The organism is Providencia sp. PROV208 (genome assembly GCF_028479465.1).
In the GTDB taxonomy this organism is placed as follows: Bacteria; Pseudomonadota; Gammaproteobacteria; order Enterobacterales; family Enterobacteriaceae; genus Providencia; species Providencia alcalifaciens.
Map to the genome: position 1 here is coordinate 16,958 of NZ_JAMPNS010000006.1, position 26,983 is coordinate 43,940.

The 26,983-nt window shown below is 40.9% G+C and carries 24 protein-coding genes; 9 read left to right on the forward strand and 15 right to left on the reverse strand.

Annotation, left to right across the window (positions count from 1 at the left end; all coding sequences use genetic code 11):
• The first annotated feature begins 30 nt into the window (after positions 1-30).
• Positions 31-708, forward strand: coding sequence for a dethiobiotin synthase (gene bioD, locus PR766_RS05000; RefSeq protein ID WP_036963717.1), 678 nt, complete (start codon positions 31-33; stop codon positions 706-708).
• A 68-nt stretch (positions 709-776) separates the two neighbouring features.
• Here bioD and PR766_RS05005 read toward each other — a convergent pair whose 3' ends face one another.
• Both PR766_RS05005 and ydfG read right to left on the reverse strand, forming a co-directional pair.
• Positions 777-1,148, reverse strand: a complete 372-nt coding sequence (locus PR766_RS05005) for a DUF1283 family protein (protein WP_006659792.1) — start codon at positions 1,146-1,148, stop codon at positions 777-779.
• Between the two features lie 90 nt (positions 1,149-1,238).
• Entirely contained in the window at positions 1,239-1,985 is a 747-nt protein-coding gene (gene ydfG / locus PR766_RS05010; RefSeq protein ID WP_154636595.1) for a bifunctional NADP-dependent 3-hydroxy acid dehydrogenase/3-hydroxypropionate dehydrogenase YdfG, read from the reverse strand.
• 168 nt (positions 1,986-2,153) lie between these two features.
• On the opposite strand from ydfG, the gene PR766_RS05015 reads away from it, so the two are divergent.
• Positions 2,154-3,125 (forward strand): SGNH/GDSL hydrolase family protein, encoded by a 972-nt coding sequence (locus PR766_RS05015; protein WP_230086857.1) that lies wholly within the window; start codon positions 2,154-2,156, stop codon positions 3,123-3,125.
• 112 nt (positions 3,126-3,237) lie between these two features.
• Here PR766_RS05015 and PR766_RS05020 read toward each other — a convergent pair whose 3' ends face one another.
• Both PR766_RS05020 and PR766_RS05025 read right to left on the reverse strand, forming a co-directional pair.
• Positions 3,238-4,863, reverse strand: coding sequence for a mucoidy inhibitor MuiA family protein (locus PR766_RS05020; RefSeq protein WP_224120047.1), 1,626 nt, complete (start codon positions 4,861-4,863; stop codon positions 3,238-3,240).
• Positions 4,864-5,166: 303 nt separating this feature from the next.
• The gene (locus PR766_RS05025; RefSeq protein WP_036963709.1) at positions 5,167-6,288 is read right to left on the reverse strand and encodes a ribosomal protein uL16 3-hydroxylase; all 1,122 of its coding nucleotides are present in this window, start codon (positions 6,286-6,288) and stop codon (positions 5,167-5,169) included.
• A 495-nt stretch (positions 6,289-6,783) separates the two neighbouring features.
• Between PR766_RS05025 and PR766_RS05030 the strand changes: the two genes are divergently transcribed.
• Positions 6,784-7,062 carry a VF530 family DNA-binding protein gene (locus tag PR766_RS05030; RefSeq protein WP_006659797.1) on the forward strand — a complete coding sequence of 93 codons (279 nt, stop codon included), beginning with the start codon at positions 6,784-6,786 and terminating at the stop codon, positions 7,060-7,062.
• Between the two features lie 27 nt (positions 7,063-7,089).
• Here the strand turns inward: PR766_RS05030 and PR766_RS05035 are convergent, their stop codons facing one another.
• Complete coding sequence (locus PR766_RS05035; RefSeq protein ID WP_006661731.1) at positions 7,090-7,515, reverse strand: bleomycin resistance protein; 426 nt, start codon at positions 7,513-7,515, stop codon at positions 7,090-7,092.
• 281 nt (positions 7,516-7,796) lie between these two features.
• Here PR766_RS05035 and PR766_RS05040 point away from each other — a divergent pair, with 281 nt between their 5' ends.
• The 3 genes from PR766_RS05040 to PR766_RS05050 all read left to right on the forward strand — a co-directional run bounded on the left by PR766_RS05040 (position 7,797) and on the right by PR766_RS05050 (position 11,228).
• The gene (locus PR766_RS05040; RefSeq protein WP_195848336.1) at positions 7,797-8,978 is read left to right on the forward strand and encodes an MFS transporter; all 1,182 of its coding nucleotides are present in this window, start codon (positions 7,797-7,799) and stop codon (positions 8,976-8,978) included.
• A gap of 299 nt (positions 8,979-9,277) precedes the next feature.
• Complete coding sequence (locus tag PR766_RS05045; protein WP_154636599.1) at positions 9,278-9,958, forward strand: GNAT family N-acetyltransferase; 681 nt, start codon at positions 9,278-9,280, stop codon at positions 9,956-9,958.
• A 175-nt stretch (positions 9,959-10,133) separates the two neighbouring features.
• Positions 10,134-11,228, forward strand: coding sequence for a porin (locus PR766_RS05050; RefSeq protein WP_036963696.1), 1,095 nt, complete (start codon positions 10,134-10,136; stop codon positions 11,226-11,228).
• 55 nt (positions 11,229-11,283) lie between these two features.
• Here the strand turns inward: PR766_RS05050 and gss are convergent, their stop codons facing one another.
• Complete coding sequence (gss, locus tag PR766_RS05055) at positions 11,284-13,179, reverse strand: bifunctional glutathionylspermidine amidase/synthase (RefSeq protein WP_154636600.1); 1,896 nt, start codon at positions 13,177-13,179, stop codon at positions 11,284-11,286.
• A 161-nt stretch (positions 13,180-13,340) separates the two neighbouring features.
• A complete protein-coding gene (locus PR766_RS05060) occupies positions 13,341-13,604 on the reverse strand; it encodes a DUF3811 domain-containing protein (protein WP_006659807.1) in 264 nt (87 codons plus the stop codon).
• A gap of 144 nt (positions 13,605-13,748) precedes the next feature.
• Between PR766_RS05060 and mnmH the strand changes: the two genes are divergently transcribed.
• Positions 13,749-14,870: a tRNA 2-selenouridine(34) synthase MnmH gene (mnmH, locus tag PR766_RS05065; RefSeq protein ID WP_036963691.1), complete on the forward strand. Its 1,122-nt coding sequence runs from the start codon at positions 13,749-13,751 to the stop codon at positions 14,868-14,870.
• A gap of 128 nt (positions 14,871-14,998) precedes the next feature.
• Complete coding sequence (locus PR766_RS05070; protein WP_154636601.1) at positions 14,999-16,213, forward strand: ADP-ribosyltransferase domain-containing protein; 1,215 nt, start codon at positions 14,999-15,001, stop codon at positions 16,211-16,213.
• A gap of 285 nt (positions 16,214-16,498) precedes the next feature.
• On the opposite strand, the gene PR766_RS05075 is transcribed toward PR766_RS05070, so the two are convergent.
• The 5 genes from PR766_RS05075 to PR766_RS05095 form a co-directional block, all read right to left on the reverse strand.
• Positions 16,499-17,143: a homoserine/threonine efflux transporter gene (locus tag PR766_RS05075; RefSeq protein WP_154632532.1), complete on the reverse strand. Its 645-nt coding sequence runs from the start codon at positions 17,141-17,143 to the stop codon at positions 16,499-16,501.
• A gap of 121 nt (positions 17,144-17,264) precedes the next feature.
• Complete coding sequence (locus PR766_RS05080) at positions 17,265-17,723, reverse strand: YaiI/YqxD family protein (protein WP_006661738.1); 459 nt, start codon at positions 17,721-17,723, stop codon at positions 17,265-17,267.
• Positions 17,724-17,889: 166 nt separating this feature from the next.
• The gene (locus PR766_RS05085) at positions 17,890-18,915 is read right to left on the reverse strand and encodes a threonine aldolase family protein (RefSeq protein WP_006661739.1); all 1,026 of its coding nucleotides are present in this window, start codon (positions 18,913-18,915) and stop codon (positions 17,890-17,892) included.
• Positions 18,916-19,017: 102 nt separating this feature from the next.
• Complete coding sequence (gene alkB, locus PR766_RS05090; protein ID WP_036963683.1) at positions 19,018-19,659, reverse strand: DNA oxidative demethylase AlkB; 642 nt, start codon at positions 19,657-19,659, stop codon at positions 19,018-19,020.
• Between the two features lie 45 nt (positions 19,660-19,704).
• Positions 19,705-20,583, reverse strand: a complete 879-nt coding sequence (locus PR766_RS05095; RefSeq protein ID WP_006661741.1) for an EamA family transporter — start codon at positions 20,581-20,583, stop codon at positions 19,705-19,707.
• 84 nt (positions 20,584-20,667) lie between these two features.
• Here PR766_RS05095 and PR766_RS05100 point away from each other — a divergent pair, with 84 nt between their 5' ends.
• Entirely contained in the window at positions 20,668-21,153 is a 486-nt protein-coding gene (locus PR766_RS05100) for a MarR family winged helix-turn-helix transcriptional regulator (protein WP_006659815.1), read from the forward strand.
• 39 nt (positions 21,154-21,192) lie between these two features.
• Here PR766_RS05100 and PR766_RS05105 read toward each other — a convergent pair whose 3' ends face one another.
• Genes PR766_RS05105 through PR766_RS05115 form a run of 3 tightly spaced genes read right to left on the reverse strand, consistent with a single transcriptional unit; the run spans position 21,193 to position 26,958 of the window.
• The gene (locus PR766_RS05105; RefSeq protein WP_036965745.1) at positions 21,193-23,247 is read right to left on the reverse strand and encodes an SWIM zinc finger family protein; all 2,055 of its coding nucleotides are present in this window, start codon (positions 23,245-23,247) and stop codon (positions 21,193-21,195) included.
• Positions 23,244-24,407 (reverse strand): VWA domain-containing protein, encoded by a 1,164-nt coding sequence (locus PR766_RS05110; RefSeq protein ID WP_006659817.1) that lies wholly within the window; start codon positions 24,405-24,407, stop codon positions 23,244-23,246. Before PR766_RS05110 ends, PR766_RS05105 begins: the two co-directional genes overlap by 4 nt.
• Complete coding sequence (locus tag PR766_RS05115; RefSeq protein WP_230086858.1) at positions 24,400-26,958, reverse strand: DUF5682 family protein; 2,559 nt, start codon at positions 26,956-26,958, stop codon at positions 24,400-24,402. The genes PR766_RS05110 and PR766_RS05115 overlap by 8 nt, the downstream gene beginning before the upstream one ends.
• Between the last annotated feature and the right edge of the window lie 25 nt (positions 26,959-26,983).

A 26,983-nucleotide genomic window follows, 5' to 3' on the forward strand; every position in this document is an offset into this window, starting at 1 on the left:
CACAGTCTGTCACTTCAGGATAGAACAACCATGAACAATCTATTTATTACCGGGACAGATACAGATGTCGGGAAGACGGTATCAACGCTAGCAATATTACAAGCACTGAATAATCAAGGTATTAAAGCTGTAGGATATAAACCTATTGCAGATCAATGTATCGATACACCGGAAGGAAAGCGCAATAAGGATGCACTTCTTATTCATCGTGTATCACAAGATCTTGTCTCATATGATGAAGTTAATCCTGTCAGACTGGGTGATAATTATAGCCATGAGAACAGTATCGATTTTACTAAAATCAATAAAGGGCTAGATCACCTCCATGAGCACAGTGATATGGTTGTCATCGAGGGGAACGGAGGTTGGCGCTATCTTCTTGATGATAATACTTTTTATGCCGATTGGTTAAAAAAACAATCCGTCGGTGTGATTTTAGTGGTTGGTATTCAACACGGGTGCGTCAATCATGCGTTATTAACGGCAGAAGCAATCCGTGCTGATGGATTACCTCTTGTTGGCTGGCTCGCAAATAGAATTAACCCAGGTCTAGCGCATTACGCCCAAATAATTCAGCGCATGCAACAGCACATTAATGCACCATTATTGGGAGAGATCCCTTATTTGTTGCGCCCTGAAGAAAAAGAATTAGGGCACTATTTGGATGGGGAAAAACTGCAAGAATTTGTCTCCGTACCGGTTCTTTAAACTTTATTCTTCCTAATTAAAGGGCGCAGATAGCGCCCTTTAATATGCGGATTGGAATATACTTTCTATTATGGATTGATAATCGGACGTCCTGAATTCACATCTAGACAACGCTGAGTATTGGGTTCCCAATAGGCATTAAGATTCAAGCTTTTCTCGCATTTATCTTTTGCATCGAATGCAGCATCAATTTTATCAAACTCTTTTTCAGTACGGCGGTTCACTTTAGAACGTAGCATTTTAGTTTCATCCCACTGTTCTTTATCTTGGCGCGCCTGTTCTTTATTCAACGGGTCATTACTACCATTACCAACAGAAACACAAGTGCTACCCGCAGCGCATGATGTATTTGCTGCTTGCGCCGCATTAACCCACATCAAAGGAAGGCAGAAGCAAATTGCAGCCAGACCATTTTTGATAAATTTTTGTGACGTGCTCATGTAATTTCCTTTTGTTTCAATACTCAATATATAACCAGAGTATAGCTAAAAAATAATAATGCCGTCTTTATAGAATAGTACGAAATTTTATTATTGTTTATGTACGGTTAAACCTGCAAATGTTTGGCACACGGGCATTAATTCCAATGTGTTTACATTCATATGAACAGGCAGCGTCGCAACCCAATAAACTGTCTCGGCGATATCATCAGCGGTAAGGGCATCGGCACCTTTATAGGTATTTGTGACTTTCTCGTCATCACCTTTAAAACGAACATTTGAGAACTCAGTCCCGCCCACTAATCCAGGCTCAATATCTGTCACTCGAATTTTTTTACCCACTAAATCTGCACGTAATCCTAATGAGAATTGCTTCACAAATGCTTTAGTTGCACCGTATACATTACCGCCTTTATAGGGCCAAGATGCTGCGGTCGAACCAATATTAATAATATGTCCGTGGTTTTTTTCTACCATACCTTGCAAAACTTCATAAGTCATATTGACCAAACCTTTGGTGTTCGTATTGATCATGGTTTCCCAGTCATCAGGATTAGCATTAAATGCAGGTTCCAGACCCAATGCAAGCCCTGCATTGTTAACCAAAAGGTCGATATTTTTGAGATGAGTAGGGAGGTTTGCAATGGCGTATTGAATGGCTTTTCTATCTTGAACATCTAATGTTAATGGGTAAAACTTATCTCCCAATTCTTGATGTAAAGCATTCAATCTCTCGGTTCTACGTCCAGTGCCAATCACTGTGAAATTATGTTGAATAAATTTACGGGCGATGGCTTCACCAAACCCTGATGTTGCGCCAGTTACGAGAATAATCATTAGGTACCTCAGGTCGTTATCGTTGTTTATTTTGAGTCATTCTAACTTTATAGCTCAGGCTCTTCCCAGAACCTTACGCATACTAGAATACCATCTTTTTTTTAAAGAAGTAGTAGCTCTATGAATATAGGATTATCTGCAAATTTATTATACTTCAAGGAGTTGGTTATGGCTGAAATTAATGCTTCACAATATTTTATTAGCCCTAGAAATGGCGTGAATCCTAAATCATATATTGGTGTTGAGTATGGTTTATATAAGTATCATATTGATAAGGATCAGATTAATAATCATATCAATAATATCCATAACACCCACCTAAAATTAGATGGGATTCATGGTTTAACCGTTTTTGGTGATAGCTTATCTGATACTGGCAATATGTATGAAAAGACCCATAAAATATTTCCCTCTACAAATCAACACTATAAAGGACGTTTTACTAATGGGTTTACCTGGGTTGATAGTTTAGCCCGTCCAAATGGTCTATTTTCTCGCTGTGTAAATAAAGCAATGGGAGGAGCTGTTATAGGAAGTTACAAGCTAAAAGATGGATTCAAATCATCAGTCATGTCTTGCCTAAAGAAACAAATTTCTGAAACTGAGATTAATAGTGATGATTTAGTCATTGTCTTTGCTGGCGCTAACGATTATATGACGCTACATAAATATGACACAGGAAAAGTCGAGACAGATCAACTGACAAACCTTAAAACTTTAATAAGTAAAGGGGCTAAAAATATTGTGGTCGTTGGTACTCCCGATATGTCATCAACCCCTGCAGCAGCACGGCGTTCTCACCAACGACAAACTGAATTAGCAGTACTAACAGATACTCATAATGCTAGAACGAAATTGATGATTGAAAAACTAAATTCTCGCAATAAAAACAGCGATATTCACATTCATTACTTTGATATTGGTGAAAAGATGAAAGTCATCATAAATGAAGCTAATCAAATTTCTGATTACAACACCAAAGAAAGCTTCTATAAGAAATGGTATATCAAACTATTTAAAAATAAAAAAATGGTAATTAATCATAAATATATTTTTAATGACAAAGTACATCCCTCACAAGAAGTACAATTTATTCTTGCTTATGAAATGGAAAAATTTATCAAATCAAAGTTTGCATAAGCGATAGAAAATGAACACCAAGGAAGGGAGCACCATTTTTACACTTATGTTAAGTGGCATAATATTGAGTTGAATAAGCAAAGTGCTATATACACCTTGCTTATTCCGTTAACTACAGCCCATTAATTTGCTTATTTTTAGGGTACTTCAGTGTGTAACTTAATGGTAATTCAACAGCTTCTTGAGGTTTAAGCGTTAAATCCCACTCAATTTTGTTTTCTTTCTCATCCAATTTTCCACCTGTGAATTCAGGATTAAGTACCTTAATATCCGTATCGCGGCTGATAGGCAATTGGTCATAAACAGACAATTTAATGTCATTATTCCGTGTGTTACGTACTTTAATTAAGAAACTTTCTTTTTGTTCAACGCTAGACCCCATAAATGAGGGCTTGTTACGTACACTGGCATTGTTAACTCGAGAAATTTGAATATTATCATCCACGCCAAATGGAATATCCAATGTCTCGGTTAATTGATTGGAGTTGACATAAAAATTCCCCACATAGCTATTCATAAAATAGATATTGGCGGGACCATTAAGTAAATTCAGCCTATCCCAATCATCAATCTGCCCCTGCAAATAGACCTCTTCAGCAATTTTAGGTGTGGACGTATAACGATACTTTGCATCCACATCCGCTTGTTTGATCGTAATGGATTTTGCTTTAGGCGCAGAGGCTAGGCTGAATGGCAATGCAATGTCATAGCTAAGATTGACGCCATTAGTATTTGTCGAGACGTAGTTTGCCATACCAGGGCTACGTTTTTTTACTGCGGAAATTTCAGCAACGGGGGCTGCGGGCATCGCCATATCCATGGAGGCTGACATTTTGTTATTCGCATAGCTTTGATTGTATTCATCATAGATAGACAATAGCCACGGCGTTAAAAATGGCGGGGTGATATTGCGAGTTGGGTTGGCAGAGGAAAGGGTGAGTTTTACCTTATCCCAATCCAGTCCCGTATTTTGGATAACGTCAGCTTTGTAAGTAATATTGATTGGTTTATCAATACTTTTTGCACGAATATCGTAACTCGGTGACCAGCCAGCATCAGGAGTCACGTACGACACTTGCATGTTGCTGGTCAGGTTCTTGGGCGTTTCGATATTCAGCACAATTTGAGTTTGCTCGCCAATATTACTGGGAATATTCTCCTCAAATTGAGTTTGTAAGAGTCCTTGTTTTTCTGTCAATGCTTCAATCTGTTGTTGATATGCTAGGTTTTCCCCCAAGATAGTGGACATCTGTTTACGGATAAATTCCAGCTTAGAGGCGGATTGTTCGAGGGATAGTGCCGTCGTTTCCCCAAAAAAACGTTGGTCTTTTAGTAAGGCAAGTTGATCATCGCCTACTTTTATCTTGATATTGAGTTCCGCTATTTGTGTTGTTATTGCCTCTATTTGTGCTTTTAAGTTTGCCGCTTCTCCCGAATAAACTGGATCTACCGCCACGGTTTGCACATCAATAGAACGAATTAAAACATCATCATTGTCTAAGCTAATTGAGAGACTTTTTTGGTCAATATGGTCCGCAACATGCGTAAAAATGATCTGACTTTCACCTTGTGGCAAATTTACGGTTGCACTATTTGTTAACTCTGCACCACGTAAAAAGACAGTAGCTTGATTTAATTTAAGGGGATGAAGGACAGGCGTAGATTCAGCAAATGCTTGCCATGACGCTAACGCCGAAACGAATAAAATCCCTTTAGTGAATTTATGTATGACAAACATGCGAATACCCCATGACTTAAATAAATATATTTTATAAATCATATTGGATTTTGATTCGCGGAGATAACAGAATAAGCCTAAAGTACAGTGATTATCCTAACCGTTATTCGTAACGGACCTTTTTGAAATGATTTTTAACTTCAATGGGTTACTTAAAAAAGGGGGGAGATAGTAGGGTTATCAGCATATTAAAATGTCATTCGGTTCAATTATACGAAAGATGTAGCAGCAACTTTTGGTAACCGAGTGACTTGAGATAGAACACCCGCAAACAGGTGTTCTATCTTGTCAGTCTGATACCACTTATTCGTCGAAATACCAATATCCCTGATTGATAAATTCTGTTAACTCCGCAACAAAAATTGGGTTCTCCAGTGCTTCACCGAGTTCATTTATTCCGGCTTCTGTAAACTGGCACAATGCGTCGGCAGCCTTTATTTCTGTGGTATTCCAACCTTCTGAATTAACGAAGAAATGATCTCCGATTCTCATAACACGTAGCCCGCTCAGTCGTATCAGTTTTTCACCGGCATTTAGAGCGCTCAGTACTTCTTCCGGCTGATACACCGGTTCAACAGGCGCAATATCCAGTTCATGGCGTGGAGTGGTTGCAAAACGACCTAACCATTGTTCAAAATCACCAGGCTTGCTGATCATTTCAATCATCATAGCTCGTAGGCGTTCCACCTCATGAATCTCCATGGTTCCCGCATTTTTGGTCACTTTCAGGTCAGGGTCGCCATAATTTATCCCACCCAGATCCTGTTCTAGCGCATAGTCTGCAAAACTGCTCAGCAGATCGCGTCCGGTCGGACCGCGAAAGCCGACAGAATAGTTCATGGTATCTTCAAAGGTGAAACCATCGTGAGGAAATCCAGGCGGGATGTACAGAATATCTCCCGGTGCCATTTCCACGTCAATAATCGGTTCAAATGGCTCGACATGCAATAATGCCGGATGTGCGCAGAACTGACGCATGGGAAGGGCGTCACCCACGCGCCAGCGGCGACGTCCCATTCCTTGGATGATGAATACATCATAATTATCAATGTGCGGTCCAACACCACCGCCAGGCACCGAATAAGAAATCATCAAATCATCTAGACGCCACTCAGGTAGTACCCGAAACGGTTTGACCAGTTCAGCGGCCGGCATATGCCAATGGTTAACAGCTTGCACTAGCAGTGACCATCCTTTTTCGCCTAGTTCGCTGTAGTCCTCAAACGGACCGTGACTCGCTTCCCATTTATTGTCAATAAAGCTGACTAGGCGGCTGTCAACTTCCGGTTCCATCGCCAAACCAGCGAGTTCATCCGGAGTGATCGGGTCGACAAAATCAGGAAATGCATTTTTCAATACAACGGGTTTTTTCTGCCAGTATTTTTCTAAAAATTCAGGCCAGTTAAGATTTAGTTTGTTAACCATGTGACCACATCTATATGAGTAAATAAGCCTGTCATTATAGAATTAATACACTGTCATATTTTTGTTTGGCATCAAACGTCGGTTAATAACTTTTGAGGGAATATCTGAAGCATGGGAACTAACAGATGCCATCAGTAGATTGTAGGAATCACTTCAAAACAAAAGATTTATAAGGTCGAGCTGAGTTTATAGCTGAAAAAGAACCAACACGATTAACCAGCCAGAACACTGGATTTCTTTATTTCATACATAGATTCGCATAATGTATATTATGTTAAATGACATAAATGGGATTAAATATCGATGACTGAGAACATATTATGGTGCACCCCTTTCTTTTATCTTCCATGATCTAAAAGTCCAAACACCTGATAGTCAACCTTGTATAAGCTGACTTTTATTTCATGACCAATATTGTATCGATTGCCTCTATCTTTTATTTCTTGTAATCTTCGCAAACTTTAAAAATATGAAGCATCCGTTAAGGTAATAAAAATGAATGAGCGCCTTTCTAAAGATCCCTTGCATGGAATTACACTTGAAATGCAAGTAACCGCATTGGTAAACCACTATGGATGGTCACAACTAGGCCGTATTATCAAAATTAATTGTTTCAACAAAGACCCGAGTATTAAATCCAGTTTAAAGTTCCTTCGTAGAACGCCGTGGGCACGGACTGAAGTTGAAGCTCTCTATCTTGATATGCTAGAAGATGATTCTATTGAAGAAGCTCAATTGCCTTCCACTGATCCATGGGAAAATCACCGCAAATAGCCGTAGAGATCCCAATGTGTTGACAGCTTAATTATGTCTAACGTCACGCTCACCTATAATTTTAACTAAACGTAATAAATAACCGTCAGGATCTTGTACTAAAAATTGAATTTGCCCATGCTCAATATCATCCGCTTGGTACCAAACTTCTTGTGGCTCAGAAAATAGTGATATCTTTGCTTCTTTTAATGAAGCCAAAATGGGTTCAATTTCATCGACTTCAATTTGAAAATTAATACCTCGACCAAATGGAGTTTCTAATGGTGCCGTAACCCATTGTTCTTCTTGAAACTCTTCTAACATAAACTGAACACCATCGCGTTCTAAATAGCAAAAACGCTCCTTTTTTCTTGCATATAAAACAGAAAATCCGAGCATCTCTACCCAAAAATTAAGGCTCTTATCTAAGTGACTAACGATAAGTTCAGGAACAAGTTTATTCCAGCTAATCATAATATTGATGCCCTATTCTATCCATTCTACTAGTTCATCAACCTGCGAATGAGAAGTTACAAAAACTCAAACAAGGATTAATACACGTTGAACAGTGTACAGCAGAGAATCACTTACAGTGCCCTAAATTCCAGAAAATTTTATCCGTAAGCTTAAAACACAATATCGCAAAGCTGACTAAAAACACCCCTTGACTTAAAGTTAACTTGAAGTTGTATCATCCGGCATATTCATTTTTACCCTCTACTTTGACTTGTTTTAATAAACAGTAAGGAATGATTATGCCTCGTTCTGTTTTTTGGCTTGCTGCCGCTTTGGCGCTATTTACGACAGGAAATGCACTGGTATTATCTGTCGCCGTTTTAGTCGGTTCACAACTTTCTGCCGACCCTGCCTACGCGACAGTCCCGCTTCTCGCACAATATATTGGACTAATTCTTACCTCCGTTCCCATGGCACACTTTATGATGCAATTTGGTCGGCGGTCAGGATTTATTCTTGGAAATATGGGGGGATTAGCTGGCGCATTATTTGCCATTATTGGTGTTTATACGCAAAGTTTACTGCTTTTCTCTATTGGCACATTTTTTACCGGTATTGCTATCGGTACAGCTCAGCAATACCGATTTGTCGCATTAGAAGAAACGCCTATTTCATTACGTTCAAAAGCCATTGGCTTAACCATGAGTGGTGGAATTATCGCTGTATTAATTGTTCCATCACTTGCCGTTTCAACTCGAACAATAATCGCCAATTACCCATTTATGGGCACTTTTGGTGCCCTGTCCATTATCTATATTCTTGCATTTATTCTGTTACTATTTTTACCGTTAAAACCGCACCAAGTTCAAATAAAAACAGAGTATACCTTGGTACATCGCTCATATCTGCAGCTATATTCTCAACCACTATTACGGTTAATTGCTGTAGTCAGTGCCATGGGTTATGCCTTAGTCGTATATATGGTCGGAACATTTCCATTGGCAATGAAAGCTCAAGGATTTGATTTCGCGGCTATCACCTTTGTATTTCAGTGTCATATATTAGGTATGTTTGCCCCTTCATTTTTTACAGGGCAGCTTATTAGTTGTTTTGGTGTAAAAACCTTCGTTTGGTTGGGAGCAATGTGTTTAGTCATTGCCAATATTATTGGTTTCACTGGCTCTAGTTACGCACATTTTTTATTCACAATGACGCTGGTAGGATTAGCCTGGAACTTTATTTTAATCAGCACTACGCATTTATTACCAAAAACTTACCATGAGCATGAAAGAGCCAAAGTTCAGGGTGCAACAGATTTCCTGATTTTTGGTTTTGGCTCTTTTGGTAGTCTAATTGCAGGATTTGCTTTTTATTTTATGGGATGGGACTTCGTTAATATCATGGGATTAGCTATAGGAGTTGGCATTATTATAGCGATGGGATTATTACGAAACAGCCTGAATGAAAAATCGTTCAGTTAACCATCATTAATTAATGGCAGTCATATTCTATTTATGACTGCCATCACAATGACAGCTCACCAACAATATCTTCCTTTTAACCGTAGCATCCTCCTGCATAACTCGCTTATTTTGCTGTTACTGTCTAACAATCTTAATAATTTTGTTTTTTTTCCATCCGTTTATATATCATCCAAAGAGAGAGTCATAAATATGAACCATTACATTGGATAACCCGATGAGTTCATCTGTAGCACTCGAACGGGTAAATTACAGCGCATTATCGATCGCCGTACATATGTGACGAAGAAGAGTAGAAGATGATTATCAGACGCTTTCAAGTCACCGATGCCAATGAAATCAGCGCTCTCTTTCGTGAGGTATACGCTGAACACTATGTTTATTCTGATCTTTATGTTCTAGCAATGATCACTTGGCGTAATACACAACACGATTGGTACAGTGCTGTCGCAGTAATAAATAATAAGATTATCGGACACTCAGCCTTAAGGCGGGAGAATAACCACGCCACTTGTGCAGAGTTGGCGATGATTGTTATCCATCCCATGGTCCAGCATCGTGGTATAGCATTCAAACTTGGCAAGTACCTATATGATGAAGCACATAAGCAGCAATTAACAACACTCACTATTAAAATGGTATGTAGCCATTCTCGTTCACAGCAGTTGGCAATAAATCTAGGTTTCCATACGACAGCTCTTTTACGGGATTATGTAAGCTCACCATTTGAATCGGATCATTTTGAGAGCGTTGTTGTCGGTGTTCAGGCTTTACAATCTAGACCCGTGCCAACATTAGGTAAGATGAACGGACAACCAAATACACTTTCATTACTGAGTGTTCCATTCAGTAACAAATCACCGTCTTCCATCGAGTCAACCCCACACGCGTTCCCGATAGAAATAACTGATGTTAATACGCGTATAAACGTCATTATTCATCAAGTAACCAGTATTCTGTTATTACCGTTCAAACAATGACTTAGCGATATAATTTGCGAGTAATCACATTTAGTTCAGTTTAATCGACTTATTGAATAATTCTCATTTAATTTTTGATTGCCTGAATTAGTAACTTACATTGATAATATGTGCGATTTATTTCTTATCTATGCATAAAATCAACTAATTTATACGCTTTTTAAAGGATTTTTATATGAAATACAATAAATTAGCAACACTTATCACAATTCTAGCCGTCACCGGTTCAGCGAATGCCGCCGAAGTGTATAACAAAGATGGCAATAAATTTGATGTTTACGGACAAATTGACGTACGTCACTATATTGCAGACTCGAAAAGTGGTGAGGATGGTGATGATTCACGCGTTCGTTTAGGGTTCCGTGGTGACACCCAAATCAACGATCAACTCACTGGCTATGGTCGCTATGAGTGGGAAACACCAACCAATAAATCTGAGAGTGACAATGAAAACCAAAATCGCTTAGCCTATGCAGGGTTAAAGTTTGCTGATTTTGGTTCACTGGATTATGGTCGTAACTATGGTGTGATTTACGATACTAATGCTTGGACCGATGTTCTGCCTTTATGGGGTGCAGACACCATGGATCAAGAAGATAACTTCATGACAGGTCGTAACCGTAATCTACTCACTTACCGTAATAATAATATGTTCGGTTATGTTGATGGATTAAGTTTTGCCCTGCAATACCAAGGAAAAAATGGCGATCAAAACAAATCTTCAGGCGATGATGCATTACAAAACAACGGTGATGGTTACGGCTTTTCAACCGCTTATGAATTAGGTTACGGCGTCACGTTGGGTGGTGGCTATGCCAATTCAACGCGTACTCCTGGACAACGTGATGGCTCAGTTGGCGCAACCGGTAAACGAGCGGAAGTTTGGAATGTCGGTGGTAAATTTGAATGGGAAGATTTCTACCTCGCCGCAATGTATGGTCAAGCGCTGAATACAACCCGTTATGGTCATGATGATGCAGAGGCTGTTGCGAATAAATCAGAAAACTTAGAAGTTGTAGCGACTTATACTTTAGATTTTGGTCTAACCCCTTCTATTGGCTATAACCAATCTAAAGGGAAAGATTTGGGTGATTACGGTAGCAAATATTTAGTTAAATATTTGGCTGTTGGTGCCGCTTATGATTTCAATAACAACATGTCTGCCGTGATTGATTACAAAATTAACTTACTCAATAAAAATGATTTTACGCGTGATCACGATATCAACACTGATAACGTATTAGGTCTTGGTTTAGTGTACCAATTCTAATTAGTCGTCTGTCGAAAGTGGCGCTATCTTCAATATCAAAGATAGCGCCATTTTTTTAGTTACCTTGCTTTAAATACTCGTCGTCTTCAAGCACCCAAAGAGGCTCAATATCGCTGTCTTTCTTAATCACCAAAGAAGGATCTGAACGCAAACATGCGCCACCATAATGCCCGCCAACTGTGAAGGTACACACTTGAATATAACGGTCAGCAACTTTAGGCAAACACCACAGTTGTTGATAAACGTTCTCTTGATAGGCAAATTGACCACACGTTTCATCAAGAACTTCATCTTGATGATCCACCAAGCCAATATTGTTACCACAACGCCCCGCTATCGGTTTCACGGCATAACCGGTTTGACGTAACTCATCGTTAATTTCAAAGTCGGTATCTAATAAATATGGGTGATGCGGAAACAGAGACCATAAAATAGGCAAAATAGCTTTATTACCAGGGATCACGGTCCATAACGGTTCGAAAACACAAATTTCTGGGCGCAACAACACATCAATCAATCGAACATCATTATGGTGAGGGTGCCCTGTTCGGATAGGCAAACCCGAGAATTTAATATCGTTCTCACTTTCTTGGCGTAATTGTTCCAACGCAGTTTCCCATGCCCATGTTTTCCATACGCATTGAAGTATTCGCCCATCACCATCCACAACTTGACCCGTTTCATTCCAGACTAATTCGTCTAAACCATGAATAATCTTGCATTCAAATCCTGCAGCAATGATCGATTGAGCCATAAACAGTGCGTGATAGTCCTCTTCATTGTCTTTATCCTGCATGATATGAATAAAGGGTTTTGCTGTTGTATGCTTCCAAGTATCTGTGAGCAATTCTTGCAAGCGCTCACCGGGATTCCATCCTGTGCTTATCCCACTGATTTTTGACCATTTATCAATGATTAATCCAGTTTCTGTATGACAAGATGCTGAGTCCGCATTGTATTCATACACTTTCAGTCCTCGCTGATCCATACAAAAATCAAGTCGCCCCGTTACCATGTCATGCCTTCTATTTTGCCATGACAAACGTAAACGAGGCCAAAGGATTTCAGGAATATTAAATAATTTCAAAAGATTATCATCTTTCAAAACTTTTTCAGTTGCATGTAAATACATCAAGTGAACTTCGTTTGTCGCTTGCATCAATTGGTTTTCAGCGGTACTTGAAATCGTGAAATACTCGTGCGGATCGGCACTAATCTTATGACCGTGATTCGCCTTAACATACGCTAATTCGATAGGGTTAGATTCATCTAACCAATTCTGATTGAAATTAATTTGGCTATCTACTCTAGCAGCATGCAACTTCATTAATTGGGGATCAATCTCAGGCTCTTCATAGGCATACTGGTCATTATCCGTCTGTACCATCCAACCGAGGATTGTGGTATCTGTGAATGTGTCAGATAACGTATAGATTCCGTCATCAAACGTTAACGGAAGTTCGCGAGTCCATTGTTGCCCCACAGGTAGTTTATGGTGCAAAACATTTTGCTCCACAACTCTCACTTTGTTGTCAAAAACTTTTGTAATAACAGCGACATGCCCAGTATGTTGAAATTCGCCGCCCTCATCCCAAATCAACAAACTCCCCGCGGAAGGCTTCATGCGACTGCCATTTTTATAGGCGCGTAATGGCAAAATACCATCGTCTACCACATGGCGTAAAAAGCGTAATGCGAAAATTTCATACGCCATCCCGACATCCGTGAATACGACGCCATAGTTGAGGTAAAGAAAGCGGCGGGCAAACTCAACACATTGCCATTTATAGCCCATGTACTCATTATTGATATAGCTGCGAAAAGAGATATCTTCTTGCTTTTCGAGATCAGGAATAGAGCTGTAATCTGATGAATAAATCGCAACACCACCAGGGGCATAGCCAAGTAAAGTACCAAACGGTTCATGTTCTTCTGTCTTGCTCAGAGTCATATTACAGCCCCACTGATATTATTTAAATTGCAATTATAAGAATGCTAATAATCAGTATACGCCTGTAATATTTAAAAAACTTGGCTTTTTTTATGGCATAAAAAAAGCACTTACCAGTAAGTGCTCATCGAGTGAATATGGGATGGAATACTAAAATTTTGCTAGCGATGACCTCGAGTATGGTTATTCGATGACCAGTTGTATGTCGCAGAACTTTCACTTACACGTTCTTTTTTCTTTTGGGTTCTTTTTGCTTTCACTTCTTTTTCAACTTCAGCTGATATTTCAGTAATGATCTGTTTTCTGACTTTGTTCTCTTCTGAATTGGTTAAATCACGCCCTACACTTTTACGCTCTTGAGCTAACCGTTGTCTCACCCGCATTTTTTGAGTTTCAGTCATTTCTTGCAGCGTTAGTATTTTCATGTCATTACCCCTTCGAAAGTTGAAAGACGACTTTCAATATAGCACTCCATTCTCTTTTCGTCCCAGATAAGGTGCCATCCTGCCTATTTAGGAGTATAGTAGCCTTCATTGAAATCTGAATTGATATGAATCATTTTATTTATTATGGAATTAGCGCTATCCACTCTTGAAATTCGCCAGATCCTCGCTTCTGACACCCCAATTATTGATGTTCGTGCTCCTATTGAGTTTAAACAAGGTGCCATGCCATCTGCACTCAATTTACCGTTAATGAATGACGAGGAACGTGCTGCTGTAGGTACGTGCTATAAACAAAAAGGTTCAAAAAAAGCCGTCGAGTTAGGTCATCAATTAGTATCTGGAGAAGTGCGAGAAAACCGAATTAATGCTTGGAAAGCAGTGTGCCAACAACACCCTGAGGGCTATCTTTGTTGTGCTCGTGGTGGAATGCGTTCGCATATAGCACAACAATGGCTAAAAGACGCCGGTATAGACTACCCACTCATCAATGGAGGGTATAAAAATTTGCGCCAAACCACCCTTGATGCCATTGATGAATTAGCACTGCGCCCAATACTATTAATTGGTGGCTGTACGGGGAATGGAAAAACATTATTGGTCCAAAGCTTCGATAATGGAATTGATCTCGAAGGGATTGCTCATCATCGCGGCTCCTCTTTTGGCCGTACATTAGAAACCCAGTTTTCACAAGCCACGTTCGAGAACCATCTAGCGGTTTCTATGTTAAAAAAAGCCCCCAAGCACAACCGATGGATAGTAGAAGATGAAGGTCGTGCGATTGGTGTTAACAGCCTGCCTGATTCACTACGTCGAGCAATGGAAACCGCAACCATCGCTGTTGTTGAAGATCCTTTTGAGCGGCGCATTGAAAGGTTAAAAGAAGAATACTTTGACCGAATGACCCATGATTTTTTGACTGCATTCGGTGAAGAACAAGGTTGGATTGCCTACAGTGAATATTTACATCATGGATTGTATGCGATACGTAAACGTTTAGGCTCCCAACGAGCCATTGAGCTAACAAAATTACTCGATGAGGCTTTAATCGCTCAGCGCCAAACCGAAAAAACTGATGTCCATTTTTCGTGGCTAACCCCGCTTCTCCATGAATATTATGACCCGATGTATCGTTATCAATTGAGTAAAAAATTGGATCGAGTGGTATTCAAAGGGACATATGACGAAGTCTCTGAATGGGTCAAACTGACCGCCAACGAGGAATGTCCCCTTCCATCATATAAATAACCTTCGCCATTTTTTTAGATATTGGTGATTTTCCATGCATAACATTGCTTTTTGCAAGTTACTTAATAACCGTTTGGTATGTTAGCTGTGAATATATCAACACATATAATTAACTCTGGAAGAAAACAATGTCTACTATTAATACTAATACTCAATCAACTCAATACATACAGACCCTTTCTAAGCAAGCACTTAGTGAGAAAAAACAAACGCTCACCAACCAGCTTAAAGTAATTAATAATACAATTGAAAGCCATGAAAGTCTGTTTTGTGAACAACAACAAAAGATTAAACATATACAACAGAGAATATTTCCTAAATTGACAAAAATATCCGATCAGTATGGCAGTGATAGCATGATTCGTATCAAAAATAAGCAAATTCGCGAGCAGCCAAGTAACAGCTTTTTAAAAAAACTCTTTTTTGGTAACCGTTATAAATCAGAGTTAAAGATTGCGGCTGAAATGGTGAATAGCAAAAAGAGCCATATTACAGCCTCTGAATTGAGTAACTATCTCGATCAGAAAATATCTAAATATGAAACAAAAAATAATGAATTAACACAGACAATATGCTCTGAGAAGAAGAGTCTTCCTTCAATTAAAAAAGAACTCACACAAATTAATGATCAATTGAAAAAGATTCAATTACAAGAAGCCAAAACCGAAAAAATTACTGAAGAAAAAAACGATTTTGCATTGATTTACCAAAGTAATGCTGGCTGTAAGGCGATTAATGCGCAGGCTCGAAATGTTTCTGGTTCATCCATCCATAGTGCAAGACTAGACGGTAAAAAAATCATCCGCGAATATGAACGAGTTCATGGCAGTGATATTTTTACCAAAGGCAATAAACATTACATATTTAAGTTGAAATATTATGCAGAAAAACTGAATTCACTGGTCGAGACTGCAACACAAAACTGGTATACCCCAACAATGACAACCGAGAAAACGTATCGTGGGCAAGGAATGACGATTCAAGGACTCCAGACATTAATACAGCATTTTAATGCCGATAAAAATCACGATCATAAAACTGTTTATCAAGTAGGGCAGTTTTTCTCCACCTCTTCAAGATACGAAATCGCTGAACGCTTTGCTAAGCCTCGCGATAATGAGGTAAAAGTCATATTTACTGTCATGGGTAACAGTGGAAGCGAGATTGATGTTTCTGATGGACTTCGCTTTAATGATAATGAGAGAGAGAGGCTTTATTCTCCACTCGCAAACTTTACGGTGACCAATTTAACCCGAAGTTCAGCGCAGAATAATGATTATACCTATCATATTACATTGGAAGAAGTCCCATTACAGAAAGGGGCAAAATTACTTCCTTACTAAGCCAAACTTCCGCTATATCATCGAAAAACGTGACACCGTCACGGAATATTGATGATATAGCCAATTAACAAAACCCGATTCCCAATAGAAATAATCCCCCTAATACACAACATATCCCTGAACTAACATACCAAAACAGATCATTATGATGCGCTCCCCTGCATTGAGACATTTGAATCCACCTGCCCCAACACCAAACAAGCAAAATATAATAGTGCGGCGTTCCATGTTAGAACGGCTACCAAATACCATGCTGTTATTCCTAGGCTTGATCTTTCAATGAGTCTATTTTTTAAAGGTGAGCTCGGTAATACCTTGGTAAATCAATTTAGAAGCTAATCCGCCTAAAATCAATCCAACCCCTTTACCAATAACTTTATGAATACGGGAATAAGTACGCCTAACTGAGGATAATGAGAATGTCTGGCATAATATAATACGCCAAATAAGGGATGCTAAAACAATTCCAAGCCAAATCAAAAGTTTAGCCCAAAGCGGTGTTGACGGTGAAATCGTCGTAGAGAAAATACTCATAAAAAATAAAACGGTTTGCGGGTTAGATAGATCAGCAATTAATCCTCTACGGAAATAAACCCCTGTCGGAAAAATTTCAGTTTTATTTTCAGTTGCAAGAGACAGTTGCGTTTTATTTCGAAAAACACTGATCGCGTAATACAGTAGGTATAAACCACCTAAAATCTTAATCAGAGAAAATAACGATTCAAATTGGGTCATTAAAGCCACCAGCCCAAATAACCCTAATCCTGAATAAATCGCATCCCCTAAGACAATACCATAACCGCATGTTAATCCGGCTTTCTTACCTGAACTTAACGTCGTTTGGACGACGGTGAATAAGTTAGCTCCGGGATTAAAAAAAGTCAGAACAAATAAAAACAGCGTAATCACAATACTGTGCAGTGGATCCATCATGGTGTCTCACATTTGAGGAGGATTTTTTTATTATAGACACAGATAACTCACCGTAGTGCAATCTATGTCAGGTTATTGAAAATCCATCCTAAGCGAAAAATGTGCTCCCCAAAAACAACTATGCCAACGATTTTCTGCGTTGCAGTAACCACTTATCCAATTCATTAGCAAATTGTTGACGATCTCGCTGATTTAAACTCGCGGGGCCCCCTGTTTGTACACCACTTGCTCGCATCGTATCCATAAAATCTCGGATGGTTAAACGCTCACGAATGGTTGCCTCACTGTAACGTTCACCTCGTGGATTTAACGCAACAGCCCCTTTTTCCATCACTTCTGCTGCCAATGGGATATCCGCGGTAATAATTAAATCCCCCGCTTGCGCTCGTAAAACAATTTCATTATCCGCAACATCAAAGCCCGCAGGTACTTGTAACGTTTTTAAAAATGGTGAAGGCGGAACGGACAAGCGCTGATTCGCCACAAACGTAATTTGCACTTTCTCTCTATCTGCTGCTCGATATAACACTTCTTTAATTACTTTCGGACAAGCATCCGCATCAACCCAAATTACCATCATTAACTTATAACCTATTTATCTAAAAATTTGTGCCACACATCTATAGCATGTGATGAAAATTGAGAAGGAACTCACTGCTTAGCGTTAAAGCTGAGGATGATAGCATGAACGACACCTGTTAGCTGGAAAGTAAGCCCTAATCACAGGGCTTACACTAACTTAATTAACGCAGTGATTTGAATACGCGAATAAACGCCTCAACATCTTGCTCGCTTGTTGACCACGAAGTACATAAACGCACACACGTTTTACCCGCTTCCGGTGCTGGCATACTACTTAATACATAGTGAGTGAGCAGTTTTTTCGCTAAATCGTCCGGTAACACGACAAACACTTGGTTCGATTCAACTGGCGCTAAGAATTCAAAACCTTGCTGAGTAAAGAATGCCGCTAAGTGCATTGCCATCTCATTTAAATGTTTACCCAATTTAAAATAAAGATCATCTTTAAACAGGGCGTTAAATTGCGCTGCAAGTAACCAACCTTTAGCCTGTAACCCACCTTTTTGCTTGATGCTAAAGCGAAAATCAGATTTTAAGCTTGGGTTTAGAATCACTAAAATTTCGCCAGTTAATGCGCCAATTTTAGTGCCGCCAATATAAAAAATATCGGTCAACTGAGCCAGATCCTCAATGGTGACATCACTTGCATGAGACATTAATCCTGATGCCAAACGCGCGCCATCCATAAAGAGCCATAAACCCTGTTCATCACAAATCTGGCGCAGTGCAATCAGTTCGTCTTTGCGATAAACCGTTCCAATCTCTGTCGAGTTACTGATATATACCAATTTTGGCTGTACACAATGCTCATCAGTGTGGTGCGCTAATACTTGTTTAATCAATGCGGGTGTCAACTTACCGGACGCTGAAGGTACCGTGAATACCTTATGTCCTGTTGCTTCAATCGCACCCGTTTCATGTACGGCAATATGCCCCGAATCCACAGCAATAGCTGCCTGATGCGGTCTTAATACATGGGAGATAGCCGTTAAATTGGTGATCGTTCCACCATTAAAGAAATGAATATCTGCATCTGGACGACCAATACGCTGTTTTACTTGCTCAGCCACACTGGCGCATAACGTGTCGGTACCATACCCTTCAAAACGCTTACCCGCTAAACTATTGAGTTCTTCCATCACTGCTGGGTGCGCTATTTCATTATAATCGTTAATAAAACTGTACATTGGCAACCTACCGTTAACTCGTGTTGTGTTAAAAACAAGCCAACAGTTATATGCGTATATTATTCAATATTCAATGATATTTTATCGGGGATCGATATCGCATTACTTTGCTGATTGTGAACGACGAAATGTGAGGTTAAATCGATACGCGCCGAATTGCGGATGAACCCCTGATTTAATGTGGCGTACACCATGGTAATTCAGTCGTGAACGTCCCCCCCAAACGAATACATCGCCATGTTCCAATTCAATGGATTTACGAGGATGCTCTCTCGTTGAGCCGCCAAAATCAAATATCGCCGGTAACCCTAATGAAAAAGAGACAATGGGTTGAGAAAAATCGGCTTCATCTTTATCTTGATGCAACGACATTTTCGCACCTACACCATAACGATTTATTAAGCAGGCATCGGGGGCAAAACCAACGAAACCTGCTTTTTCAGCGGCATTTATCGATAATTGTTTAAATAATGCAGGCATTAGCGGCCATGCTTGTTGAGTGTTCGGGTCAATCGAAGAATAACGGTAACCATGATGATCAGTCACCCAGCCCCAATCTCCACAATTGGTCATCGCGACTGACATGGCATAGCCACTGGGTGTTTCCATATGACGTAGAGGTGCTTGGGATATCACCGCCGATAATTCAGCGAGTATTTGTTCCCCTTGCCCAAGCAGAAAACCTTTAAGAAGGTAAGCATCTGAGGCAATGTCGATCGTATTGTCTTCATCTGGAAATAGCATAATCACCACGTATCGGAAATGAGCGCCTATTCGGCGCTTTTCTATTTAAACCTCTTGCTGTCGCCTTTTCAAGGCTAATTTTCGCTCCACTCTTTGGCTCCCCCATACACTGAGTAAAATCACTAACATTCCCAGTAACTGCAATGGACTCAACTGTTGATCAAGCCATAACCACCCTAGAATCACTGCGCTCATCGGGCTTAAAAAGCCCAATGATGCCACAGAACTCGGACCTAAAATGGCGAGTCCTCTGAACCATAATGCATACGTCAGTGCGCCACCAATCAACGTTAAATAGCTCAACCCGACAATATTTAAAATACTCAACGATGGCAATGCAGGCTCAAGAAGCAATGCGAATGGCAGTAAAACTACCCCTCCGGCAGTTAATTGCCACGAGGTAAAAGTTAATGCCGAAACGGGTGGCTGCCAGTGACGACTTAATACCGTTCCCGCCGCCATCGAAAGTGCACCACCAAGCCCTGCAATAATTCCCGTAGCATCTAATGCGGCACTTGGCGTCAGTAATAAAATTGCTACACCAAAAATACCACTCAACGCCGCAAAAATAGAAAGGCGAGATAATGGACTATTTAATAACCATCGACTCAGAAACAAGACAATCAACGGTTGTATCGCACCCACCGTTGCCGCTACGCCACCGGGTAAACGGTATGCGGAGATAAACAACAGCCACCAAAATAGCGAAAAATTTAAAATGCCAAGAATAAGTACTCGTCCCCACCAAATCCCCTGAGGCAATTTGCGTAAAAATAGTAAAAGTAACAATCCTGCGGGTAAAGCACGGAGCATGGCTAATGTCAGAGGCATACCCGCAGGCAGCATTTCAGTGGTCACTAAGTAGGTACTTCCCCATACAATTGGCGCCAGCGCAGTTAAAAATAGAATCCAATATCTATTCATGTTTACACTCTAATTGATTTATCTTGAGGTCAAGATAAATTCAAATTAGTTTGACGTCAAGATAGTTTATTGTATGATTTACCGATGGATAGAATAGATAAAATCACTCAACAATGGGAACGAGAACGCCCAGACCTTGATATCAGCGCCATGGGGCTGATTGGTCGCTTAGGTAACGTCGCCCACCACCTCACCCGTGAAATGGAAAAGGTGTTTACGCAATTTGGTCTAAATCGATCAAGTTTTGACGTACTTGCTACCCTGCGTCGAGCAGGCGCCCCTTACACCTTAACGCCCAGTGACATGCTGGCAACATTAATGGTCACATCTGGCACCATGACTAATCGCATCGATCAGCTCGAAAAAGCGGGGTATGTTGTTCGTCATGTTAATCCTGATGATGGGAGAGGCTTTTTAGTAAGCTTAACGGAGGAAGGACTCGAGTTGATAAACCGTGTCGTGACTGCACATACCGAAAACCAATCTCGTTTGGTTGCATCACTTTCTCATGACGAGCAGCAGGCATTGAATCAATTATTACGCACCTTTTTAAATGCCCTAGAAACATAGTCTATGGGTGGTGGGGAATTCCCTTTCCCCACCTACCCATTAATGATTAAATTCAAACGGCATAAGCATTTGTGAACGTTCAAATTGATCACAAAGATAAACCAGTCGCAGGAGATTCTCCGCCGTCTGATTCTCCTGCTTTAGGTAGTGCATCAGCTGTTTTGCAAACCACAACATACCTAAATCCTGCAATGTATTAGCCACAAAGCTTAACTCTTCACGTTGGTTGACAGATAATTGTGTACGCCCAGTACAACTTTGTGCTTCAAGAATAGAAAAAATGGGGCGAGTAATTTGCTGCGCCAACAGAGGTTTTGGCACAAATACCGCATTATCTTGCTGTTTTTTCGCCATATACTCGCGAATAGCAGTCATAAATTTAGATGACTGTTTTTGGCGCGGGACTGATTCAAAATCGAGGTAAAACAGCTCAATGCCTAACTCTCTTTTTAACCAAAGTGTCTTGGGTATCAGGTGTAATTGCTGCTGATAAATATCGACTTGTACGGTAACTGCACGGATATCCCAATTTTTTTGTGTGATAAAACGTAATTCATCAATTTTATTATTTTCAATACCTTGCCAGTTTAACCGTAAAAATGCCCGATTTTGATTTGTATCCTTCACTTCCCAAATCACACATTGTTCAATCTCATCCCAGTGCAAGGGTTCATAGCTTTCAATATGCAACACGACAGGCTCAAATTGAGCATCCTCCTCCCGTCCACTCAAAAAGGTTGCTGCCGCTTTCCAATCATCAAAGCCCAGCGTATTTTTTAGTGATTGATAAGCATCATCTGTCATACGCGGCTCTATATTCACCGCATAGCTATCCCCATTAGCCGCAAGCTTGCCTTCATCGGACAAACGCGGATTATGCAACGCAAAACCACTGCGCATTAGGTTATCCGCCGTTTGTTTCCAAATGGCTAAAGTCTGCCAAACACTCTGGCGGGTAAAGCTTGAGTCAAGGGTATTTGCACGTGCCTGACTACATTGAACGACTTTTTTCTCTTGGCTATCCCAAAAACTAAACGTTCCCCCAATTGCCCCGCTTTGGGTCTGCCACCATTCGGCATTGATAGGTATTAACGTGAGTATGTCGGTTTTAGTATCATATTGGCGGCGGCCAAAGGCGCGTAACCTAGGCATTTGCTCATCATTTGCATGGGTTAATTGATAGAGATAACTGCGAATTTGCGCGATAAATCTCAATACTTGCCCTTCATCCATCGTGAAATGACGCAGTGCCAATAATCTCACTTGATAGCTTAAACGCTTTAAATAATTCGCTAAGCGAGGTAAACCTTCTGCACGTGCCGACATATTGAGTAAATGTAATTGTGCCGCACTACTCTGGCTAATATGGGAAAGACCTTGGCGCAGCATCTCCTGAATGAAATGTTGAATCGTGGCGATCACTGTATGCTCATCATCACTTAATGTTAGTGTCGCTTCATGGCTCGGCATTAAATCATCTGGCCAAATCCAGCGTTGATTCTGCTGTACAAATACCTTGGCAATTGCAGCCAAATGCAGTGCTTTTTGTTGTTTCTCAGGTAATGAAGAAAGCATTCCCTGAAAGCCATTACCACGAATATAAATAATCGGCTCTTCATATTGAGGTAATGTTATTTTCAACTGATTAGATTGGTCGTCGACGATCACCGTGTGATCTTGCCAATCCTGCAAGATCTTCACTGCTAATCGACAATCTGCCTTACTGTTTTGCTTTATCAATACAATAGGATCTAACGCTAATAGCTCTGGTAAGAGAGGCTCGATGTCAATAGAGTTGATGTTATTCTCTGTAGAATCAATTGATTGCTCACTCTCGTATGATTGAACCCAAAGCACGGCTGCAAGGATATGCTTACAGCACCCCGCCGCTGAACAATCGCAATGGGCTTTTTGCACACCTTGAGGATCTAATGTGACTTGCTGCCCATCACTGGTAAAAGTTCCATCCGCTAAACAAATGGGTGAGACTTTGTCATTTTCCAGATCTTTGCGGGCACGGCGCAATAATCCGACATTCGCAAATACCGCCAATGCGTCATCATCATAGTGTAGATAAACGGTTTTCCAACTCATTGCATCACCTCAGCTAACCAATGAGCGAAATGCTCCGGCGTTAATGCCGCCACACTCATGCCCCTATCCGCCAGCTTCTGCGCAATTTCAGTATCATAAACTGGCAATGCCTCATCATCTAACGCTGCCAATCCCAACAATTTGACCTGCTGGCTATGCAAACGCTCCGTGCAATTGAGTAGATGGTTCAGCGCACCACCTTCTTCGAAATCACTGATCAACGAAATAACCGTACGTTTTGGGTTGCGGATCAAACTTTCACAATAGTGCATCGCTTTGGCAATATCCGTTCCTCCCCCTAACTGCACAGTCATTAATACCTCAACTGGATCATGCGCCAAATGGCTCAAATCAACCACTTGAGTGTCAAAGACAATCAAGGAAACTCGAACAGTTGGTAATGCCGCTAAAATACTGGCACACACCGCCGCATACATAATTGAGCTTGCCATTGAACCACTTTGGTCAACACACAAAATCACATCCCACGGTAAATGTTGTTGCTGGCGGGCGTTAAAATACGGTGTTTTTATCACCAATCGTTGATTTTGTTGGTCGTAATTCTTTAAATTCGCCGCAATTGTCGCTCGCCAATCAAAATTGCGGCTATTGGGGATCAAGGAACGTTTAAAACGATTACGGCGTCCCGTTAGGGCTTGGCGGAATTGATGACGCATCTGGCTTAAAATATCATCCACGACTTTGCGAATAATATTTTTGACAGCATCTCTCGTCTCTTCACTCATTTTACCGCGTAAACTTAACAATGATTTAGCCAACGCTTTTGTCGGTTCCATCGCATTAAGTGCCTGCGGGCTTTTTAATAAGCTGCTGATCTCATAGCGTTCTAACGCTTGGGATTGCATTCTTTCAAATGTACTATTGGGAAACAATTTCCGCGCTTGGTTCAACCAATTAACCGCAGTTAGCTGCGAAGCATCGAGTGAACCATGGCGACCACCTTCTTGGCGCAACCCACGGCGCTGATATTCTCGGCGATATAAAAAGTCCAAAGAGCGCTCAATTTTAAGTTCATCCGCATTTAATGCAGCTTGCCCTAATGCATTATCCGCATATTGCCCTAATATCAAACGCCAACGCTTCGCCAGTTGGTACTCTTCTTCTGTTAATGCAGTCTCTTTTGCTTGTGGCTTATCCATGAGATTGCCCCTCCGTGGATTCATCAAACCATCCAATGACCCCTTGCTGTATAAGTTGATGCTGAATTTTTTGTTCTAATTCCATAGCTTGGAGTAACTCTTGCTGATTAAATTGTGTTTGATGAAGCGTCAAATCTTGAGTTTCTAATGACAATTTTTGTGCCACAACTCGCGCCATTTGCGCATTTTGCTTAGGGGTTAATTGGCTAAACGCAAAACGTAGATCGGGTAATACCTGAATGAATCGTGCGTCATCCCACCCATTAAGCAGTTCATTCAGTTGCTCAATCAGCAGAGGTAAACGAACCACTAATTCCGGTGCTGTACGCATAATCCCGATGAAATAGCCAATTGCCAGCTCAGGATCACTACCTAAACTGAAAGTACGTTGGATTTCATTAATAAGAACCGATTCATCAATTTTTCCCCCCAGATAACGAATGGCATCCACGGCACCTTTAATCAGTGGCGTATGATTCAAACGTCCATCAAGCCGGTTTAATTGCGCATAAAACTCAGCGCTATAATTGGTTTCTGGGCTAATTTCGGGAATAAACGTGATCAATTCACGACAAGAAAGCAATGCATCAAAATAGTGTTCCTGTTGCTGTTCATCCCCTTGAGAAACTTGATCCAAACAGAAAAATATCTGCTGAACTACCCTATTAATACGCTCTTTGATGCCTGAATCTTCTGCCAGATCGAAAAAACCACGTCCGCGCCATAAGTGCACTAATTTATGACCGCATGCGACCAGCGACTCAAATTTATTATCTTGCTGAATATAACTATCGAGCAACATGAACAATGTTGGAATGCGCTGATGAAGCCCAATCAATGCCGCCTGCATCAGCAATGTCACTGCACTTTGGCTAGAGCGACTAACTCCTTGCTCTTCTAACTGTTTTTCCATCGCCAAAATTTTATTTAATGCAATGGACTTCAATTGCGTCCCTTTCTCTGAAAGCGCAATCAGCTCACCTTCTACATTAGGCGTCCACGCGTATTGCCACTCTTCAAATAATAAGTCCATCTGGTTACCCGACAGGAAATTGGGACCTGAAATGGGTTTAGCGAAATGGATCTCTAAAAATGTCAGAAGATGTAGAAAACGGCTGCGCAAGCGATGTTGCTTATTGCGATAAACATCCAAACGACTGGTTTTGGCTAACGTATCATCCAGTTTGAAACGAAACGCTTTCGCCAGTGAATATGTCTCAGAAACCAACGGCGGTGAGAGTGTTCCTTTGGGTATTTGCCCTAATGTGAAACCGGAAAAGCAGGTTTTGATTTGCTGCCAAAGTTCATCTTGGCTTTCATCTAAACTGCCTTTGATAAAGGCACTTTGGAGTCCATCTAACAGATCATAGCGTCCCGCCCCTGTATGACCTCGAAAAGCGGCTAATCGAAGACTCTGCTCTGCCGCTAATTTGACGGATAAAAATCCAGGGGCGGCATCAAATTGTTTTTCGCGCAGGACTTCTGCCACGTAAGCCAAAAATTGAATACCCAACTGATTGCGATACGCCGCCGTTGCCGCGATTTTTTGCTCTGATTGGTCGGCACGTTCTGTCAGCAACCCTTCCCACACTTTTTGATAAAATGCAGGGGATGGCATGCCTGACGCGTAGCCATTCAACGAATCAAGTCGGTCAAAGCTATAGCGGATAAGCCATGCACTGTCCCGCTCAGCCAGCTTTTGCTGTGCAGTAAATTGCTTTTGTTGTTCTGTTGATAGCTCAAATTGCTGGTCAGCCGTTTTTCCAAGCCCCTCGATCAACGCTAGAGTATGAAATCCGCCAGTCACCACGACAATTTTAGCATTCGGCTCCGCTGCTTTGATCGTCTGAATATGTGCTTGCATATGGGCTTCACGCTGTGTTGATCCTTCAGACACTAACACTTCAGGTTCATAATCTAAACGAGCCAAAGCACACCAAACAAAGCTATCACGAAAAAAACCGGACCAATTTGCTACTGACGCCAACGGGCGTAATTCAAACAGATGCTCCCAAAGCTCATCGTGATCACGGCATCCGCATTTTTTAGCACGCTGAGCAATAAACAGGCTATGCGCAAGATAACGTTCCCGTTGCAGGCTATGATGCGGGTTTTCACTTTCATGATCGCATTCCACCTGCGCAGTCCATGGCAAGTCGATAAAACGTAATTGAGCTTGGTGCTGCTGCCCAATACGTAACGCTTGCCATTCTGGTGAGTATTCACAGAATGGAAAATACGCAGATTTCGTGACAGCGTCACTTTCATCGCATTGCTCGGGTGCGCCTTTTACTGCGGTTTGCCCCATAATAGCCACCGGTGGTCGTGTATCTCCATCCAGTAGACCCGCAATTAATGGATTAAAACTGTCGGGCCCTTCTATCAACACATAGTCAGGTTTAACCTGCTCGATTAAAGCGAGTACGCTGTATGCACAGGCAGGGCTATGATGACGAATGGGCGCAAAGTAGAGGTGCTGTTCCTCTAACATTTCCCATTGATCAAGCGCATGCTGTAGCCGTTCTGGCAGTGTGATATTTGATAAACTCACCGATGATTTCTCTTATTGAGGTCGT

Coding starts and splice junctions, on each gene's coding strand:
- bioD (WP_036963717.1), top strand. CDS start 31: ATGAACAATCTATTTATTACCGGGACAGATACAGATGTCGGGAAGACG.
- PR766_RS05005 (WP_006659792.1), bottom strand. CDS start 1,148: ATGAGCACGTCACAAAAATTTATCAAAAATGGTCTGGCTGCAATTTGC.
- ydfG (WP_154636595.1), bottom strand. CDS start 1,985: ATGATTATTCTCGTAACTGGCGCAACATCAGGGTTTGGTGAAGCCATC.
- PR766_RS05015 (WP_230086857.1), top strand. CDS start 2,154: ATGGCTGAAATTAATGCTTCACAATATTTTATTAGCCCTAGAAATGGC.
- PR766_RS05020 (WP_224120047.1), bottom strand. CDS start 4,863: ATGTTTGTCATACATAAATTCACTAAAGGGATTTTATTCGTTTCGGCG.
- PR766_RS05025 (WP_036963709.1), bottom strand. CDS start 6,288: ATGGTTAACAAACTAAATCTTAACTGGCCTGAATTTTTAGAAAAATAC.
- PR766_RS05030 (WP_006659797.1), top strand. CDS start 6,784: ATGAATGAGCGCCTTTCTAAAGATCCCTTGCATGGAATTACACTTGAA.
- PR766_RS05035 (WP_006661731.1), bottom strand. CDS start 7,515: ATGATTAGCTGGAATAAACTTGTTCCTGAACTTATCGTTAGTCACTTA.
- PR766_RS05040 (WP_195848336.1), top strand. CDS start 7,797: ATGCCTCGTTCTGTTTTTTGGCTTGCTGCCGCTTTGGCGCTATTTACG.
- PR766_RS05045 (WP_154636599.1), top strand. CDS start 9,278: ATGATTATCAGACGCTTTCAAGTCACCGATGCCAATGAAATCAGCGCT.
- PR766_RS05050 (WP_036963696.1), top strand. CDS start 10,134: ATGAAATACAATAAATTAGCAACACTTATCACAATTCTAGCCGTCACC.
- gss (WP_154636600.1), bottom strand. CDS start 13,179: ATGACTCTGAGCAAGACAGAAGAACATGAACCGTTTGGTACTTTACTT.
- PR766_RS05060 (WP_006659807.1), bottom strand. CDS start 13,604: ATGAAAATACTAACGCTGCAAGAAATGACTGAAACTCAAAAAATGCGG.
- mnmH (WP_036963691.1), top strand. CDS start 13,749: ATGGAATTAGCGCTATCCACTCTTGAAATTCGCCAGATCCTCGCTTCT.
- PR766_RS05070 (WP_154636601.1), top strand. CDS start 14,999: ATGTCTACTATTAATACTAATACTCAATCAACTCAATACATACAGACC.
- PR766_RS05075 (WP_154632532.1), bottom strand. CDS start 17,143: ATGGATCCACTGCACAGTATTGTGATTACGCTGTTTTTATTTGTTCTG.
- PR766_RS05080 (WP_006661738.1), bottom strand. CDS start 17,723: ATGGTAATTTGGGTTGATGCGGATGCTTGTCCGAAAGTAATTAAAGAA.
- PR766_RS05085 (WP_006661739.1), bottom strand. CDS start 18,915: ATGTACAGTTTTATTAACGATTATAATGAAATAGCGCACCCAGCAGTG.
- alkB (WP_036963683.1), bottom strand. CDS start 19,659: ATGCTATTTCCAGATGAAGACAATACGATCGACATTGCCTCAGATGCT.
- PR766_RS05095 (WP_006661741.1), bottom strand. CDS start 20,583: ATGAATAGATATTGGATTCTATTTTTAACTGCGCTGGCGCCAATTGTA.
- PR766_RS05100 (WP_006659815.1), top strand. CDS start 20,668: ATGGATAGAATAGATAAAATCACTCAACAATGGGAACGAGAACGCCCA.
- PR766_RS05105 (WP_036965745.1), bottom strand. CDS start 23,247: ATGAGTTGGAAAACCGTTTATCTACACTATGATGATGACGCATTGGCG.
- PR766_RS05110 (WP_006659817.1), bottom strand. CDS start 24,407: ATGGATAAGCCACAAGCAAAAGAGACTGCATTAACAGAAGAAGAGTAC.